Origin of the sequence: Novosphingobium barchaimii LL02 (assembly GCF_001046635.1) — a bacterium.
Lineage (GTDB): Bacteria > Pseudomonadota > Alphaproteobacteria > Sphingomonadales > Sphingomonadaceae > Novosphingobium > Novosphingobium barchaimii.
In genome coordinates this window covers 5641-22899 of the sequence record NZ_KQ130457.1, presented here as the reverse complement: position 1 = coordinate 22899, position 17259 = coordinate 5641, and the positions used below count along the sequence as shown (strand labels likewise).

The 17259-nt window shown below is 61.6% G+C and carries 18 protein-coding genes and 4 pseudogenes; 12 read left to right on the top strand and 10 right to left on the bottom strand.

Annotation, left to right across the window (positions count from 1 at the left end; all coding sequences use genetic code 11):
• Positions 1–250: 250 nt before the first annotated feature.
• Entirely contained in the window at positions 251–376 is a 126-nt protein-coding gene (locus tag V474_RS26855; RefSeq protein WP_269085151.1) for a hypothetical protein, read from the top strand.
• Between the two features lie 219 nt (positions 377–595).
• Here the strand turns inward: V474_RS26855 and V474_RS19050 are convergent, their stop codons facing one another.
• The 5 genes from V474_RS19050 to V474_RS19030 all read right to left on the bottom strand — a co-directional run bounded on the left by V474_RS19050 (position 596) and on the right by V474_RS19030 (position 3644).
• Positions 596–889: a hypothetical protein gene (locus V474_RS19050; RefSeq protein WP_059152998.1), complete on the bottom strand. Its 294-nt coding sequence runs from the start codon at positions 887–889 to the stop codon at positions 596–598.
• A gap of 373 nt (positions 890–1262) precedes the next feature.
• Positions 1263–1898 carry a hypothetical protein gene (locus tag V474_RS19045; protein ID WP_059152997.1) on the bottom strand — a complete coding sequence of 212 codons (636 nt, stop codon included), beginning with the start codon at positions 1896–1898 and terminating at the stop codon, positions 1263–1265.
• On the bottom strand, positions 1895–2572 hold the full coding sequence (locus V474_RS19040) for a hypothetical protein (RefSeq protein WP_201786069.1): 678 nt from the start codon (positions 2570–2572) through the stop codon (positions 1895–1897). The genes V474_RS19045 and V474_RS19040 overlap by 4 nt, the downstream gene beginning before the upstream one ends.
• Positions 2565–3149 carry a hypothetical protein gene (locus tag V474_RS19035; protein WP_059152996.1) on the bottom strand — a complete coding sequence of 195 codons (585 nt, stop codon included), beginning with the start codon at positions 3147–3149 and terminating at the stop codon, positions 2565–2567. Before V474_RS19035 ends, V474_RS19040 begins: the two co-directional genes overlap by 8 nt.
• Positions 3150–3164: 15 nt before the next feature.
• Complete coding sequence (locus tag V474_RS19030) at positions 3165–3644, bottom strand: hypothetical protein (protein ID WP_059152995.1); 480 nt, start codon at positions 3642–3644, stop codon at positions 3165–3167.
• A 197-nt stretch (positions 3645–3841) separates the two neighbouring features.
• Here V474_RS19030 and V474_RS19025 point away from each other — a divergent pair, with 197 nt between their 5' ends.
• The 7 genes and pseudogenes from V474_RS19025 to V474_RS19000 all read left to right on the top strand — a co-directional run bounded on the left by V474_RS19025 (position 3842) and on the right by V474_RS19000 (position 8968).
• Positions 3842–4303 carry a lysozyme inhibitor LprI family protein gene (locus V474_RS19025; protein ID WP_082699879.1) on the top strand — a complete coding sequence of 154 codons (462 nt, stop codon included), beginning with the start codon at positions 3842–3844 and terminating at the stop codon, positions 4301–4303.
• A gap of 60 nt (positions 4304–4363) precedes the next feature.
• Positions 4364–4666: a hypothetical protein gene (locus tag V474_RS19020; protein ID WP_148649469.1), complete on the top strand. Its 303-nt coding sequence runs from the start codon at positions 4364–4366 to the stop codon at positions 4664–4666.
• Complete coding sequence (locus V474_RS19015) at positions 4615–5766, top strand: I78 family peptidase inhibitor (protein WP_148649468.1); 1152 nt, start codon at positions 4615–4617, stop codon at positions 5764–5766. Before V474_RS19020 ends, V474_RS19015 begins: the two co-directional genes overlap by 52 nt.
• Positions 5767–5857: 91 nt before the next feature.
• The gene (locus tag V474_RS26415; RefSeq protein WP_201786068.1) at positions 5858–6781 is read left to right on the top strand and encodes a hypothetical protein; all 924 of its coding nucleotides are present in this window, start codon (positions 5858–5860) and stop codon (positions 6779–6781) included.
• The gene (locus V474_RS26290; protein WP_169795097.1) at positions 6768–6905 is read left to right on the top strand and encodes a hypothetical protein; all 138 of its coding nucleotides are present in this window, start codon (positions 6768–6770) and stop codon (positions 6903–6905) included. Before V474_RS26415 ends, V474_RS26290 begins: the two co-directional genes overlap by 14 nt.
• Before the next feature lie 1269 nt (positions 6906–8174).
• Positions 8175–8434: pseudogene (locus tag V474_RS27020) on the top strand (ISKra4 family transposase); the annotation flags it as partial.
• A 225-nt stretch (positions 8435–8659) separates the two neighbouring features.
• Positions 8660–8968, top strand: coding sequence for a hypothetical protein (locus V474_RS19000; RefSeq protein ID WP_059152989.1), 309 nt, complete (start codon positions 8660–8662; stop codon positions 8966–8968).
• A 321-nt stretch (positions 8969–9289) separates the two neighbouring features.
• Here the strand turns inward: V474_RS19000 and V474_RS26985 are convergent.
• Positions 9290–9388, bottom strand: a pseudogene (locus V474_RS26985) (DUF5131 family protein); the annotation flags it as partial.
• Positions 9389–9790: 402 nt separating this feature from the next.
• On the opposite strand from V474_RS26985, the gene V474_RS18995 reads away from it, so the two are divergent.
• From V474_RS18995 to V474_RS18980, 4 genes are all read left to right on the top strand, one after another.
• Entirely contained in the window at positions 9791–11392 is a 1602-nt protein-coding gene (locus tag V474_RS18995) for a sensor histidine kinase (protein WP_236711334.1), read from the top strand.
• A gap of 8 nt (positions 11393–11400) precedes the next feature.
• Positions 11401–11988, top strand: coding sequence for a response regulator transcription factor (locus V474_RS18990; protein WP_059153258.1), 588 nt, complete (start codon positions 11401–11403; stop codon positions 11986–11988).
• Positions 11989–12174: 186 nt separating this feature from the next.
• Positions 12175–14058 carry a flagellin N-terminal helical domain-containing protein gene (locus tag V474_RS18985; RefSeq protein ID WP_059152988.1) on the top strand — a complete coding sequence of 628 codons (1884 nt, stop codon included), beginning with the start codon at positions 12175–12177 and terminating at the stop codon, positions 14056–14058.
• Positions 14059–14079: 21 nt separating this feature from the next.
• A complete protein-coding gene (locus V474_RS18980; protein ID WP_148649466.1) occupies positions 14080–14502 on the top strand; it encodes a hypothetical protein in 423 nt (140 codons plus the stop codon).
• A gap of 185 nt (positions 14503–14687) precedes the next feature.
• Here the strand turns inward: V474_RS18980 and V474_RS25090 are convergent.
• From V474_RS25090 to V474_RS18965, 4 genes and pseudogenes are all read right to left on the bottom strand, one after another.
• Positions 14688–14861 (bottom strand): annotated as a pseudogene (locus tag V474_RS25090) (IS3 family transposase); the annotation flags it as partial.
• Between the two features lie 16 nt (positions 14862–14877).
• Positions 14878–15795, bottom strand: a pseudogene (locus V474_RS26665) (IS630 family transposase); the annotation flags it as partial.
• A gap of 71 nt (positions 15796–15866) precedes the next feature.
• On the bottom strand, positions 15867–16646 hold the full coding sequence (gene istB / locus V474_RS18970) for an IS21-like element helper ATPase IstB (RefSeq protein ID WP_059151300.1): 780 nt from the start codon (positions 16644–16646) through the stop codon (positions 15867–15869).
• A partial coding sequence (locus V474_RS18965; protein WP_407938354.1) for a Mu transposase domain-containing protein occupies positions 16636–17259 on the bottom strand: 624 nt, incomplete at its 5' end. The genes V474_RS18965 and istB, both read right to left, overlap by 11 nt.

Here is a 17259-nt window from a genome sequence, read left to right as displayed (position 1 = left end):
TTTGGGCAGAAAATGGCTACCATTCGAATGGAGAGACCGACATGTGGGCAGGATTGGTCGCGCTACCGATGGCGCCCAGTCGTTGCTGCCCCGGCAAAAGAATCGGGGCGAATAGATCCCGCCGCCGAACCGAAACCGCGCATGGCCTTCACCAAGGTCGCCAAAGCGAAGCTGTCGTTCCCGGTCATGCCGCCACGCGCCATGCCGCCCCGCGACGGGCTGGCCATGCAATACGCCCAAGGTCGGCGGCGTGGTCGAAGTCATGCTGGCCAAGCAGGACATAGGATATCAGATCCACTATCTGTTCCGCCCGGTCGGCACCCGCTGGCAGCTGACCAGCATCGCCGATGAATCGATGTTAGGAGGAACAGGTTGAACCTCGGTTTCCGTTTTGCCGCGATCCTCTTGCTGGTCGCCCCTATGCTGCTCGCCCTACTCGCGCAACCCGGGGTGACCGCCTCGCGACAAGGTTGTGGGAATGGTGGCATTTCCCCCCGCTCGGGCAACGCGAATATCTGTTCGGTGCGCCTGACAATGACGATCAGCTCGGGTTCTCACCCGATAAGGCGACATTCCGGCGGCCCCGCATTCCACTCTATTCCTGACCTGCCAGCGATAGCCCCCTGCACCGGCTGATCACTCGCGTCTTCTTTCGAACCGCCCTCACGGCGCTGCGCGATCCCATAACTGGGGTGATCCAGAGCAGCTTCGCCTGACCCTCATCACGAAAATCCAGCAAGACCTCGGTCAATCCGTTTTCCCGGCCGCCCCGTACACCTTGCGGACTTTGCGCCTTGATCGTTCGAAGCAACGCGACCCGTTGCTGGCGGATAAAGACGGCGGCCTCAGTCAGATCGGCGGCGGCAAGAAAAAGTGCGATCACGTGCATGACTTCATCTCTTGGGCTCCGAGGCGGCTGGCGGCGCTCTTCATGGCGCCGGCGTTGCCGCAGCGGTGCAGCCCTGGTCAGTCAGGACTACCTTGAAAAGGCGTGGCACGGGGTTCTTTCGCGGAAGCGACTTCAGGTGCACGTCGGCATGGCAGGGGCCTGCACTTACCCGAAGGCGATCGACTGCCACAGTCTCGATCCGGTCAATCATATTGCCCCGCAGGGCATCCGCCACGGCCCTGTGGTTGATGATGCCCTCGATCTCTCTGACTCATTGCCAATAAGGTGGCAGCGCGGCATGGGCCGGTGCGGACGCCAGCACAAGCAACGCAGAAATGGCGGCGTGCACAATCGGTTTTATGGGATCATCCCTTCACTTGTCGCATCGCAGCCCGGTTTCTCGGGAGCGATTGTTAGACATGTCCAGTTTTGCACCCTTGTCGAGTTGGGTCAGTTCCATGTAGCCGCGGTGGCCGTCGGATTCGGCATAGATGACCAGCACTTTGCCCGCGCCGCGATATTTTGACGCAGGCAGCACCAGCGGCCGCCCTGAATCGAGCATGGCCATCGTGAAGCTCTCCGGCAGCGGGACGTAGACCTGCAGAATGCTCCAGGTTTTTCTCGCGATCATCTGCGTATCGGTAATCAGCAGCGTGTCGGCCGGCAGTGTCGCCGCAGGGTGGCTGAGCGCCACCCGCGCCGCAGCGCAACTGTCCAGCTTGGCAACCCACGCAGTCCTGAAACCAGCGGGCATGACCGGCTTGTCCAGCGGGATATAGACGCGCCGCTGGTTGATGGGGCCGGTGATGAGGGCATCGTTATCCTCTATCCTGATGCCCTCTATCTGGTTCGGGTCGCGCGGCGGCTGGTTCCCGGCAGAACCGGTCTGTGCAGGCGTTGTGACGATGACGGGCTGGCCAGCCGCCTGGACCACGGCAGGCTGCGCCGCCGCAACCAGCAACGCGCATCCTCCCAGCGCAGTGCGGATGGCATCGCCAGACCGCCTCATTTCCGCTGGTCCACCGATCGCTGGTCGCATGCCGTGACCTGATTGCTGCATATTCCCCGGAACCATGCCGCTCCCTTTTTCTGCGTCTTTACAGGCAGGTCGAGAAGCGCGCCTGTGGCGCTACGGCTGCGAACGAGCTTATATTCGATCAGCAGCCACGGCCCTGCACATCCCCGGATCGCTTCAAGCGTTCCCATGTCGGTCAGCCATTCATCGCCCAGATCGACGATGACGGCGCTGTCCGCATCCGGCCCGGCATAGCCGATTGCCGATTGGATACCGACCTGCGCTGCCTCCGCCGCAATCCAGCCTGCCCCCTGGGGGACAGACCGCAATGGAAGCGGCCTACCATCAGCATCCAATTCGACAGGATCGGCAACAGGATCAATCTTCAGCCAGCCGGCACGGGCCGCGACGACATCGAATTCGACATTGGGGCGTTCCTCGTGCGCCGGGGACCACACCGGCAGATAGCCCAGCAGCTTTGCGTCAGGCGCCGGTTCGGCCCTAACCGCGACGGGCGCCTTCGCGCCAAACGATGCCCATGCCATGAAATCGCATTGCATGGTCCCGGCAAGCATTTCGACGCGCGGCGCACCAGCCGCAGGCACCGCCGACAACAGCAGCAAGCCTGACAACACAGCGGCAGGCGACAGGCATCGTGCGTCAATCACCAAGGTCGGCCTCATCGAATGGGCACGAGTTGTCATAAGGTTCAATACGTCCGGCCGAATACCAGCGGCTTACGCCATCCTTTTCGAAGCAGACCTTCGCGCTTTTCGTGGCAGGGGTGATGACGATCGTCCATGAACGCTGCTCACACCCGTGTTGCTGGCATCCGGCCGTGACCAGATCATCGCCATGTCGCCAGATCGGCTGCCATGGATTGGCACCGGCGGCGAGCACCCACTTGCGGATGGCGGCATCATTTACCGCAGCCTTCACCGTCGATTGCACAGTGGGGTGGTCCAGGAACGCCACGCCGTCGACCTTGTCGAAGGGATTCTTGCCGACATAGCGGGCAAGGTCAGGCGCCGGCGACACTTCGTCCGGTGCGCTAGCAGGGTCCGGCGCAGGGTCAGACGTCGGGAGGCTTTCCTCGCCTTTGGGCTGCGGCATCGCGTCAGCGTTGGCAACCTCAGCGGCAGGGGCATCGGAATGATCGGCAGATACATCCCTCTTGTCGGACGAGCAGGCGCAAGCCGCCAGGACGAGGATGAGGACGGGCCAGGCAGGACGCTGGTGGTTCATGATCGAAATTTCCCTTCAGGGCTTTACTTCGGACCGTTCATTGCCGGGCGCGGTGGAATGCTCATAGCTGGGCGAATTATAGCCCTGGGCATAGGTGCCGGTCAGGACGCCGCCGTCGCAGGCCATGGTTGTCGTGCGATAGGAATAGGATATTTGGACATAGCCCTTGTCGGGTTCGGGATGGCGGATCTGCCATCCTTCCGTGATGGCATAATCGACATGGCCGGTATCTGTGCCGACAGGCCCTTCGCTTTCGATCAGGGTCTGCCGCGTACCGCCGTCGATCGGAACCGGTTCCGGGTCGGCCTTGGCAAGATCGTCGCGATAGGTCTGGTCCAGATAGGCGCGACAGGCGGCAAGGTCCGCAAACTTCTGCGACGGGATCGGCAAGGGTGGCAGACGACCGCTACCCTGCGCCGCAGTCGCCGACAGCAAGGCCAGCGCCGCGCCGCCTATCTTCGGCCTGATGGCCGTTCTCGACAAGATCCCGATCATCAATGTTCCTTCCATCCCTCGGCGGCTTTATGATCATCGTTCAATAACGGCCGTCAAGCCCTCAGTGAAAAATAGTGACCAATGATCAATTTTTAATTGTGCGCTGTATATTTTCCCGTTACCCCTTCAGAACAGCAATTTAGAAAGGTTGCAATCATGACCGTGATGATACCGTTCCCAGCACTGCGACCCGCGACATGAACGCGCTCCCTCTATCGTCAGCGGCCATGCTGCTGGCCGCGTCGATCCTTCCAGCCCCGCTTGCCGCAACGCCATCCAAGCAACCGGCAACATATGATGCCGGCTGGCTGACATGGTGCATCAACGCGCGCGGCGGCACCACCCTGGCCGACGCCCGCTGCTATGTTGAGCATCGCGAAGCGCTTGTCGCCCGGCAGGGTGTCCTGCTGAAGAAGATCGAAGCCACGTTGAGCATCAAGGGGCCGGATGGCACCGATTATGCAAAGGCCGCGCGGGCGCTGAGCGCCTCGCAGAAGGCGTGGGAAGCCTTCATGAGCGCTGATTGTGACCTGGTCGACAATGTATCCGGCTTTTATGGGACCGCCGTAGGCCTCGCCGGGGAGGATTGCCTGATCACCCATTATCTCGCGCGCAACGCTGCGCTGGCCTCGTTGCAGCAGGATTATCTGGACCAGTAGGACAGGCAGCCCGACCCCCTGAATTGAAAGGACCTCAGCATGATTTCAGCAACCGCCCGCATGGCAGGCAAGGGCGCATTCCTGTCGGCGTTTGGCGCTGGCCTCGTTCAACCGGCGACGGCGCAGGCGCTGGCCCAGCAAGTGAAATACCTGAAGAGCGATGGCGCGAAGGTCACCTATAAAGTGGCGAAAGATAGCTGGCTGGCCGTGTCGGGCACGATCGGCAACCAGATCTTCTATCAGCGGGCGACAGTCGACACGATCCGCTTCGCCAGCTTCCGGCTTACTTATCCCAAGGCTCAGGCCGCGAAATGGAAACCTATCGTGGCGCGGATGTCATCCTGCCTCAATGGAGAGCCGTAATGATTTCCCGTCTTTGCCGAGGCGTAGAGTTGTCGTTGCGATCCGCCCTGTCCTGCGCCGCCTTTGCTCTGGCCCTGACTTTGTCCGGTCCGGCCAGCGCGGGGCCGAACAGCTTCGCGCAGAAAGACCTTGCCGGACATCTGCTTGCCTATCTGACCGAAGGGGAAGACCTGCCAGACAAGCAGCCTTCAGGCGTGTTCGGCATTCCCGGTACTGACATCCTCTATTCCGTGCGGCACGGAGAAGCCGAAGTGGCGCTGCACTTCACGCAAGGTGGCCATCAGAGCCGCGACCTCCCGGTCCCCTTGCCATTGCCGGCCAGCGCCACCGTCCATCCATGGCCCATGTACGTTGCCTTCAACGCGGTGACACCCGAAAACCACCATGCCTATCTGATCGGTGTCGTGGTGCGGGCCAGCGTGAAATACGGCACCGGCGTTGCCAGCGAAGACCGGCTGCACCTGTTTCGCGTCGATAACCCTGGCACGGATCAGGCGCGGGTGAATGCGCTGGTCAGCCTGCCCATCGCCGCGAAACGGGTGATCCCCCTCTGCCGGTCAGAGCAGCAGAAGCAGATGCTGAACGGCCGATGTGATGGGCGGCGGACTTATGAAGGCTTCCTGCGCCTCGACACCGACCAGCAGGGGGGATGGCCAACGCTGATTTTCGAAAGCAAGGCCGCGGTGCGCCCGGCCATGCTGATGGACGACGACACCCTGCCAGAAGAGCCGCAGAATACAGCTCAGATGGACGAAAGGCCCGACACCATCTGCAGCATACAGCGACCAATCCGCTACGAAGCGCTGACCGGCCGGTACGAAACGCAGCGCCCTGCCCGCTATCTTGCAGTGCCCGCCGACTGCAGCGAATATTTCCTGCCGATCGCTCATCCCCTGCAAACTCTTTGCAGCGACAATGCAACCAAATATCTTGTCGGCACGACGCCCATCTCTGACGGTGCGGCGCGGATCGCCACGGGCGCCCAGGTTATCCGTCAAACCAAACCGGGCGAAGCCGTGACCGAGGATCATCAGCCCAACCGCGTGACGATCGAAACGGATCCGGCAAGCAACCGCATTACGCGCGCCTGGTGCGGCTGAAGGTCCAGTTGAGCGCCGCCGGCCCATTATTAAATACCCAATGTTCAATAAATAATTTGACAGCGATTAATTATCGCGCAACGATGCCTTCATGCTTGAAAAACCCCTCTTGGCAGAAGACAGGCTACGACGCCGTGTTCGCATACTCGTCACAGCCGCATCAGTACTGACGGTCATCGGCTTTGGCCCGATCCTGGCGGCCCTTGCCAGTGCGGCAACCACCGCAGCGCTGGGGTGCCGGGTCAATGAGGCATCAGCCCAGCAATGCATCGTCTTGGGCACAGACATCAGCAACCTACTCTACACCGGCTTCATGATGGGTTGGCTGTTCTTCCTGACAATTCCGCTGGCGCTCGTCGCGCTCGTCCTTTGGGTCATTGCCGCCGCGTCCTGGGTCGGTGGACGGCGCCGGAAGCGCGGTACGTCTGGCGGGCACGGTGCGGAAGCGCCAGCCGCGCCCAAGCAGTCCGGCCTACTCGAACTGGACGTGCATGCCCGCAGGGACCTGCCATATTACCCCGGCGCGCCGACAGGCTACTCTGGCTTTACCGATCATACTGCGATGAACTGCGCGGTGAACGATGGCCTGATTGGCCGCGCCCCTCCATCGCAGTTCGACATGACGGGCTTCGGCGTCGGGCTTCTCGACGGCCTGATGCAGCGCCTCTCGGATCGCCGCGAGGATTTGCCCGCCGTGCTGCACTTCGAAACCGCCTCCGACCTCCAGTCCGAATACATCGGCTGGCTTGCAATGATGCAGGAGCAAGGTGCAGACAATGCGGCCCCTTCGACCAGCAACCTGCATGGCGCACTTCACGGCCTGGCGCTGGATATCTGCAAGGACGGGCCGGTTACCGAGCGTTTCTGGGACAGGGCAAAGTCTGCCCCCCAACTCGAGGTCAGGACGGATGTCGAGGCCAGGAACATGCAACTGTTCCTCACCATCTTCGAGCGCGGTAGAAGGCTGGGGCTCGAACTGGGCCAAAGCGCGCGCATCGAAGATGCCCAGGCGTAATGGCAGCCCCGCTCAGGCTCAGAAGCAGCCGTGCCAGACGATCTCGCAGGCGGAACCTGCCTTGTCCTCGCACTGGCGCATCGCCACCACCGGGTCCGGGCGTTCGCGGATGATCGCCGCGTAGTCACCCTCGCGGATCGGCGCCTGCGAACGGGCCAGCTAGCGGCACTCCGCTGCGCTCGCGTTGCCGCCAGCGTGCTCGCGCGCGCGCTTCCGGGACTGTGGCACCGAACACCGCCTGGCGCTTCGACAAATACGCGCCGCAGCTGCAACGGCCAGTGCGGCGGCAACTTCCGCCCTGCCCGTCTCCCCCAATCCGCGCGGGCCATCCTTTGCTGCACAGTTCTCAGTGCCTGCCAGAGCGGGGGTCCACTCGCCCGCCAGCCCAGCACCAGCGCCTCACGCGGGATCTTCTGATTGGCCTGGCGAGTAGCAAGTGTCAGCGTCGCCTTTTCGGCCGCAGTCACATTGGCCCGGGCCTTGTCCACCTGCTTACCCCGCCCTTCCCACGCAGCTCGATCTCCAGGATCTGTTGCCCCGTTTCATCGTCGATGACGACCTATCGCAGCGCCTTTACCACTGCCGATGTGCGTGCGCGAAGCGATCCAGTTTCAGCCCGATCGCCGCCCTGTTTCCCGAACGGTGAACGCCTGAGCTGGTCTATCTCCAGACCAAATGGGCCTCGCTCATGTCCTATGGCCTGACATGCGATCTGCTCGCGGATATTCTGCCGCTTGAGCATCGATTATCGCCGCGGTCGGTCCGGCGACAACTGCATCGGGTGGCGAATTGCCTCGAAGCCGACCTTGGTGACGAGATTGGCATGATCAACACCCAGTCATCTATGCCAGACGGCAAGGACCGGCCGCGCGCGCCTATGACGGTCGGCTTGGACGGGGGCTATGTCCATGCACGCGAGGGCAGCAACCGCAAGGCGGGCTGGTTCGAGGTGATGGTCGGCAAAAGCGTTCCCGACAAAGGCGATGCCAAATGCTTCGCCATGGTTCAATCGCTCGAGACAAGACCACGACGACGGTTGGGCGCTGTGCTTGATGCACAAGGCCTTGCCAGAGGGCAGAGCATTCACTTTGTTTCCGATGGCGGCGATACCGTGCGCAATCTTCAGCTGCACCTGCATGGCGAGGCTGAGCACTGGCTCGATTGGTTCCATATCACCATGCGGATCACCGTCATGCGGCAGATGGCCAAATCGATTGTCAGCATTGATACAACCGATCTCGCCGATCGCATCGACCGCGACCTGGCTCGGATCAAATGGCTGTTATGGCATGGCAATCATGTCGACGGTGCGGAAGCGGCCGACCTGCTCACCTGGGATCTTGAACTCGCCGACAATAAGGAAGCCACCGCCAAGCTCGAGAAGGCACTTGGCGAATTCAGCGTCTATATCCGTAGGAATGCCGATTTCATCACCAATTATGGCGACAAGTGGGCAACGGTGAGCGCATCTCTTCCGGTTTCACGGGATCGGCTGTCAATAAGGTCCTGTCACGCCGCATGGTCAAGAAGCAGCAAATGCGTTGGACCAAGGTCGGTGCCCACCTGCTTCTCCAGACCCGAACCCAGACCCTCAATGGCGATTTGCGGCGTTGCTTCCAGCGTTGGTATCCCGATATGAAATCTGCCGCATAGCCCCCGTTTTGCCCTGGTCTCCTTATAGCCTCGGCCGCGTCATCTTCGGTTTCGTGGCGCAAATGCTTGATGGTTTCCATGATTCGCTTTCTCTCCGCACCGAGCCTTTTCCCTTCAACCGAGAGGGCAAAATCGCTAAGCAAATGGCCCAAAGAGAAAGGAAATAGGGTAACAATACCCGCGCCTCATGCGTTAGCCTTCTATCAGCAATGAAAGGAGAGCAAGATGACGGTCGGAGCAGAACAGCAAAAGCTGCACCATGATCTAAAGAACGTGGGCCTGCGCGCTCAGGCAACAGCGACAGGACTCGTGCAACTCTGCAAGGAATTGCAAGCCGCCGGCGTAATCGGCGAGGAGGCAGTCGGCAGGATCAAGGACTCAATCGCCGACGAGATCGCCCTGACGGCACCGCGGCCCATGCTGCGAGCGGACTTCAGAAAAGAGGTATGCCAGCGTCTGGATGGCATATTTTCCGGCGCAGAGAAGCTGGGTCCAGCTGAAGAAATGCCTTTCGCGAAAGCTCAGTCGGATTAGCGCTGCTGGATCACGTAGCGGATTGCGAGTTCGGTACGTCGCTGGATATGGGCGAGACCCCTCTCCAACATTAGTAGGCACTCGCGAATGACGTCGATCGCCTAGGCCAGCTTTGCTTGCATGAAGCCGGCTTCCTTCCGTATGGCTTTCAACTGCCGGGTTCACCATCGTACCTCCGGCATCCTGTTGCGCTCTATTTCGTAGAGCATCCGCCCGGCTGATTTTTCCGGTAGCCGCAAGCTGCTGCCCGTCGGGAAAGTCATAGAGATTCTCGCCCGAATAACGCCCACTCGCGTCGATATAGAGCTTGGCAGCACCATCGCTCACGAACGGCTTCCATGTCTTCCACTGCTTGAAAAAGTACGGCACAGCGGTCTCTGCGCGCTGGTCACGAAGGTTCCACGCCCAGTCCGGATGCATAGGTCGAGCATAGGCCGAGCGCCCTTCCCGCTCTCGCTACCAGCGACCACCCAGTCGAGATCGTCCAGCCAAGTCAGCCTTGCATTTGCGGGCACGGTCCGCCCTGAAAATGGACGTTTCCGAGCCAAAACCAGGTGCCCGGTTCCGGCCCTTCGTTCATCGCCTTGAATGGGAACGAAACATCCATCAAGGCATGCATCTCTGAAGCACAGCCGTCGCTAGATCCGGCCGAGATAGCGCGGCGTTCAGCGGTTCAACTCCATGCGACAGGGGAGCCGCAGCATGTCATTCATGAACAAATGACCGGGCGAAGGAGCCGCTGAGCTGGGTCACCTCTTTATATACGCGGCCGTAGAACCTCCGGGTTTCGCGATGGCGCAACATTTGCCACATGCCATTGCGATGATATCACGCGCTACTCCGCCCCGAACTGGCTCGCTCCTGCCCGGCGCTGCGCCGAAGAAGCGCGAAGTGCCGCTCCTCGTCGCTTATGCCTTCTCCTTCGCTTTTCTGCACTGGACCGCCAGCCCGTGGGGCGGGGCCGGGTTCTTTTCCCTATGGTATCCTCCGGCGGGCCTGCGCTTTGCCATGCTGTGGAATTGCGGGCCCCGTATAACGCCTTGGCTCATAGTCGCTGAACTCTGCGCCGACATTGCGACAGGTGTCATCCATCTGGGAGCGCCGGATACGCTCCAGGCTATGACCGGCATCATGCGCCCCGGCATAACATATGGGATCGCTATCGCCGCCGTGCGCCATATCGCACGCGAGCACACCGATACGCTGGCGCTTCCCCCCATGACCTTGGGCCTCGCCGCCGTCGCGGCGCCGGCGCTCAACGCCCTCATGGTCGTACCGTTCGAAGCCCTCCTTCCCTCTGACGCCGGGCGCTATCGCATTGGCGTGGACATAGCGATCTCGCTGACCGGGCTTGCGGTCGGTGACCTGCTGGGCATCCTCGTTTTGGCGCCGTTGCTACTCTGGCTCGCCGCAGTGGCCGGTGCGCCGCGCCGGATGCGCATCGCGATGCCGCCGCTGCGACCAGTCCTGGAGGATGCGACAGTCATCGGTGGCTGCCTGTTGCTGACGATAGCGCTGTGGCGGGCTGGGCTGGGCGCCCAGCCCGCGCCCGGACTGCTGGCGGGAGCATGGATCGGCCTGCGCCATGGACGCATTGCTGCTTGGCTCGCAATCCTGGCGCAAGTCCTCGTTTTCCTGCCTTACTCCGCTGGCCCGCTCGATGACGCAGCCCGCCTCGAACTGCATCTGGGCATTGCGGCCGTGGTTCTCGTGACCTGGCTTGCTGGCAGCTTTTCCGACGCGCAAAAAACTTCCCGAGCCGCGATCGACAAACGTAACCGGCTGCTGTTCCAGGCCGAGCGCCTCAAAACGCTGCGCGCCATGTCCGTCGCCGTCATCCACGAGATCAGCCAGCCGCTGTCCACCCTCGCCATTGAGGCGGGACACTTACGCAGCGTCACGCAGGACCTTGACCCCGAGATAGCTGACAGCGCGGCGCTGGTGGACCGCAAGGCTCGTGCATTGTCCGACCTGGTCCGCCGCCTGCGCCGCTTTGGTGGAAGGGATGTGGACGAGCCCTCGCCGCTTCCGGTCGCGATGCTGATGCAAACTGCCTGCCAAATCGTTGCCGCCGAAGTGCGGGGAAGCAGCGGCCGACTGGAATGCGCAGCCGTAGCCCCGGACCTTGTGGTCCAGGCGCAGGAAATCGAACTGACACAGGCCTTGGTCAACCTGCTGCGTAACGCGTTCGCAGCCAGCCCCGGCGAAACAGTATCCGTACGTGCCTACGCTGTGCGCGGCGAAGCGCGCATCGAGGTCGCCAATCCCGTCACCGTCGCATCCGCAAGCGCAGGCATGGGCGTCGGGCTTGTCATCGCCAGAACCATCATCGAGGCGCACGGCGGCACGCTCGTTCGCGAGGATGAGACAGCCTGCATACGCTTTGCCCTAACCCTGCCCTTGCTGGCCGGAGCCACCATATGATCGATTGCATGTCTGACCTCCTCGTCGCAGTGCTTGACGATGACGCCGATCTCGCCGCGACTGTCGCGCGGCTGTTGACGCGCAACGGCGTGGCCGCCCGCGCTTTCGTCGCGCCCCAGGATATACTCGCGATGCTGCCTGACCGCGCTTTGGGTTGCGTGATCAGCGACATCCAGATGGGAGAGATGGACGGCTTCGCCTTCGCCGATGTGCTACGCGTTCGCGATCCGGCAGTGGCGCTTGTGTTCATGACGGCATGGCCGACCACCGCGCACGCCGTCGACGCGGTGAGGCGTCACGGCGGGCTGGATTACCTGGAAAAGCCCATCGACGAGCCGCGCCTGATCGCCGCGGTCTCAGAAGGGCTCGCATGGTCGAAACGGGAACGGCGCATCGCGGCTGCCACCGCATCGTTCACCCGCCGCGAACGCGAAGTGTTCAATCTGCTCGTTCGCGGCCATTCGAACAAGGAGATTGCCGAACACCTCGCCATCTCAGCCCGCACCGTGGAAGATCACCGCGCTGCCATCGTTGCCAAAACCAAGACCAATGGCCTGGCCCAACTCGTCGCCTTGAGCCGGGGTGAAGAAACCTGACAGGAAACTGCAAATACCGGGAATTTCCCGGATCGACCGACGAGCCGGCGAAAGACATGTTCTGCCCGCGACCCGAAGGCCTTTGCCCGTTCCTGACGGGTAGGGCTGACTGACCGGCGGAAGTCTTCGGACCTTCGCCGGTCCATCGCGGGCAGATGAAGCGCAAAGTGAGGAGCAGCGGTTCAGATGTCATCGATCCCCACCAACGTACGCGCAGCCGCCGCCCTTCAGGTTCTGAGCTCCGTTCGATCGGACATGGCGACACGGCAGAAGCGTATCGCCACTGGTCTCGAGGTTGCGAGTACCAAGGACGACAGCGCGAAGTACATCAGAGCCCAGAACCTACGCGGCCATATCCTCATGCAGCAGTCCGTCGGGGACACGCTGGATCGTTGGAAGTCAACCACCGACATCGCCATTTCCGGCGCCGAAACCATCAGCGACCTAGTGAACCGTCTTCAGGAAAAATCCCTGATGCTGCAGGATGCCGCGAACGATCGGGCGTCAACGCGAGCTATCCGCAAGGACATGCAGGCGCTTATCGAGCAGATCGGCGGCATCGTCGATTCCTCCGCGTTTTCCGGCACCAATCTCCTCAAGGGCAAGGCTTTCACAGAGACCGTGACGCAAACGCGCTACAGTCTGCCCGCCTCCAGCGTCAATCCGGGGCCACTGCTGGCGAGTCTGAGGTCAAGCCAACAGGCAGGGGCAATGCCGCCCGATACCCTGGAGACGATCCTGAACGGCACCCGCCGGCTGTCGCTGCCGGCCTCGCCGCTCACACCGCAGACCTTTAACGATCTCATTGGTTCATACAGCGCGAATGACCCAGGGTACTTGCCGGTCACCGATAATGCGGCGCGCTCCTATTCGGTGGCGGCAGGAGATACGCCCGGCCGGGTTAACCTGCTCATCGACACCGGTTCGACGTTGTTCGAGGGATCGAGCGGCAGCGGCGAAGTGGAGATATGGCAGAATGGCGTCCGCGTTGCGGCCTCTGGCCAGGCCTACGCCGCAGACGGCAATGCGGTAGCTCCTGCTCTTTCTCAGGACGGACCGTTCATCCTTAGCTTCGACTATGATCCCGCAAACGGCCGTGATATCCAGATCCGAGTGCCTCAGGGCAACAAAGGGCTCGCGATCGAAGGCCTGCAGTTGCAAGATCCGGCGCAAGCCATTCCAAAGCCCAGCGAGCATTGGACTAGCGCCATAGTCTACGAGACCCATGCGCCGTTCGATCCGCCGGTGGACAGCGCCGATCCGGAAGAGGTGGCTTTTGCCCGGCACGATCCGCTGGGCGAGAGCGCGTTGCCGGAAGGCGTGCGCGCGCAGTTCAGTCTCGATCCGGGCGGCCAAGCCGCTCGCATCGACTTGAGCTTCGATGCTTACGAATTGCCAGATACTATGGAGATTTGGCAGGACGGGGTCCGCCTGGCAGCCACTGGACAGCCCGCTGTTTCGCAGGGCGCACCGGTCGGGGAAGGCCTGCCAAGGAGCGGCCTCAACTTGTTGAGTTTTGATTATGACCCCGTCAAGGGCCCCCTGTCCATCACCGTCAATGGGGCGCAGCACGATACCGCCAGTGCCTGGGCGATCGGCGCTGTATCGATGCGCGAAATCGGTTCGCCTTTTGCCGCAGACACCGCAAAGTCGGTCAATGGCTTGCACCGGGTAGCCTTCTCCAATGTTGCCTATGACTTCATCACCGATACCCGCGGCGGCAGCGAGAGGATCATGTCGCGCGATCTCACGGCGCGTACGCTGGATCTCGATCCGCTCGATTGGGAAAATCCGGAAGGCATTGTGGCCAAGGTTCACGAAGCAAGCCGCAAGGTACTTGCCGCGCTGACCTATTTCGGCGCTCATTCGCGCGGGCTGGACATGCGTCAGGAAAATGGATCGAAACAGGGCGACGTGACGACCCAGGCACTAGGTAATCTTGTGGATGCGGATCTATCCGCTGAAGCAGCCAAGTCAGAAGCCCTGCGCATTCGCGAACAGCTTGCGCTTCAGGGGCTCTCCATCGCCAATCAACAGCCAGCGCTCATGCTCAAGCTGTTCGGGCAGTAATTAAACTAAACGGAGCCGACTTTGCCCCTTGGACCCATCCCGCGCCAACGCCGCGTCACCCGTGATGACGAGACCCTAGCACGAGCAATCTATCCGGTTTTGATGGACGTGGTACGCCGCAAGGGCAGCATCACTTATGCAGACGTAGTGCTATCGGTGCGCGAACGCTGCCCCGAACCTGAGCATCCGATCTACCGCGAGAAACCGCGTGACCTTGGCCGCCGTCTCGAGACCTTGCGCTTTTTTACCGCGCCGCGTGGCTACCCTGACATGACCTGTGTGGTGTTCAACGCTGGGCCCTGCCCTTCTCCAGATGCCTATGAAGACCCGGGTTCAGAAGCCGCGAAGGTTGCTGCGTTCGACTGGTCTGCGGTGGAGGAGGAACTGGCGTTACAATGCGACGACTGGCGCCGCGAAGCGATGTCGGTGGTACATCTTCGCTAATTTAGCGCGGATGGCTTCGCGATCTGTCTGCGGGCCGATCTACTACCGCACAAATATTCGTCCAACGACATACGCGGCCCGGGCATCGCGCCCGAGTTTGCCGGTAGTCATCTAGCGACAGGGTCGTTCGTCGTCGTCGCGGGATCTGAACCGCCCCGGGACTGCCGGAGGCCATTTTAGTTAAATTAAGCTGCCACTGGGATATCGTCCAGCATATCGTAATATCGTTGCTCGGATTCGACCGGCGGGATGTTCCCGATGGGCTCCAAGAGCCGCCGGTTGTTAAACCAATCGTCCCATTCCAGCCTGGCGTATTCGACGGCCTCGAACGACCGCCAACGCCCTGTCCGGTGGATTAATACCACTGTGCATTGATCAGAACCCATGCGCCCATTGGCGCAGACCGATGGACATGATGCGCCAAGGCAGATCGACGAGCTTGTTCCAGGCGAAGCAGCAGTGATCGATGATGTCGTCGTAGGATGAGAAGATGCGGTTCGACAGCCAGTTGTCACGCATAAACTGCCAGACGTTTTCGACGGGATTCAACTCGGGACATCTGGGCGGGAGCAGCAACAGGATGATGTTGTCGGGCACGACCAGTTCCGCTGAGCCATGCCATCCGGCTTGATCGAGCAGCAGAACGGCATGAGCTCCCGGCGCAACGTGAAAAGCGATCTCTTCGAGATGCATGCTCATGGCCTCGCTGTTGCAACGGGGCATGACGATGCCGGCACCCTTGCCCTCGGCAGGACAGATCGCGCCAAAGATCCAGGCGGAAGCCCGGCGCTGGTCCTTGGGCGCAGATCGCCGGGTTTCCCGCCTTGCCCATCAACGCGTGAACTTGGTCTGCTGGCCGATCCGAGCCTCGTCTTGCCACCAAAGCTCTATCGGCGTGCCTCTGGGAAAGGCCCTTCTGATTTTCGCCAGGCGGGCTGCGAATGTTTTTTAAAATCGGCGATATCATCGGACTTCTGGCCATGATGGCGGGGCCGAGCGGTGAGCTTGCGATAGCCCATCGCCCGCAACTCCCGCCCCAACGTGAAGCGCGTGACCGACAAGCCGAACTCGTCCCAGATCCACGACAAGCCGCCCGCGCACCACACCATGAGCCGCAGGGATCGGTCCAGCCTCAACCTGCTGCGCCAGACGGGCTCGCTGCTCGTCGTTCAGGATTGAGGCCGGGCCCGGCGCCTTGCGTGTTGCCAGCCCTTCGGGGCCGGCTTCGTTGAACCGCAGCACCCAGTCCCTCACGATCTGCAACGTCACCCCGGCTGTTGATTGCCACTGAGATGTGACCCGGGATTACCGTCGAGAATTGACCCGGGTGGGTATTAGTTATGTGCTGCCGTTGACGGGCAGGTTCAAGATGCTGGCTTCTCCTTTCTGGCCTTGGGCGCAGCGGTGCTGGCGCGGAAGCGGAAGCTGTCGTTCCCGGTTTCCAGGATGTGGCAGTGATGGGTGAGGCGATCGAGTAACGCGGTGGTCATCTTGGCGTCGCCGAACACGCCGGACCATTCGCTGAAGCTCAGGTTGGTAGTAATGACGACGCTGGTGCGCTCGTACAGCTTGCTGAGTAGATGGAAGAGCATGGCCCCTCCTGATGGGCTGAAGGGCAGATAGCCCAGCTCATCGAGGATGAGGAGGTCGAGACGCAGCAAACGTTCGGCCAGTTGGCCGGAACGGTTCGCCGTCTTCTCCTGCTCAAGCGCGTTGACCAGATCGACCGTGGAGAAGAAGCGGACCTTCTTGCGGTGATGCTCGACGGCCTGGACGCCCAGGGCAGTGGCGATATGGCTTTTGCCGGTACCGGGTCCGCCAATCAACACGACGTTGTCGGCGTTTTCCATGAAGTCGCCCTGGTGGAGTTGGCGCACGAGTGGCTCGTTGATCTCGCTGGCGGCAAAGTCGTAGCCTGCCAGGTCTTTGTAAGCTGGGAAGCGGGCCGCCTTGATCTGATAAGATATGGACCTGACCTCCCGCTCGGCCATCTCGGCCTTCAGCAGCTGCGACAGCATTGGCACGGAAGCGTCGAAGGCCGGCGCGCCCTGTTCGATCAGGTCGCCGGCGGCCTGGGCCATGCCAAACATCTTGAGGCCGCGCAGCATGACAACGACCGCGGCGCTGGCAGGGTCATGACGCATGGCGAATCTCCCTGAGTGTATCGTAGCGATCGACATTGGCCCTGGGCTCCTGCGTCAGGCGCAAGGCCTGAGGCGCATCAATCGGCGCTGCCGGCGGCGCCTTGCCGTCAATAAGGCGATGCAGCACGTTGAGAACGTGGGTCTTGGTGGCGACGCCTGCTTCCAGAGCCAACTCGACTGCATGCAAGACGGCCTGCTCGTCGTGATGCAGAACGAGAGACAGGATCTCGACCATCTCCCTGTCGCCACCTGGGCGCTTAAGGAGATGGCCCTGTAATTGCCGGAAGGCTTCGGGCATCTCGAGGAAGGGGGCACCATTACGCAAAGCGCCGGGCTTGCGTTGGACCACCGCCAGATAATGCCGCCAGTCATAGATTGTGCGTCCCGGCTTGTGATGGGAGCGGTCGATGAGCCGGGCATGTTCGCACACGATCTGGCCTTCGGCAGCAATGACCAGGCGATCCGGATAGACCCGGAGGCTGACCGGCCGGTTCGCGAAGGATGCCGGAACGGAATAGCGGTTGCGGTCGAAGGCGATGAGGCAGGTTGGCGACACGCGCTTGGTCTGCTCGACAAAACCATCGAAGGGCCTGCCCAGCGGCATCAGGCAGGA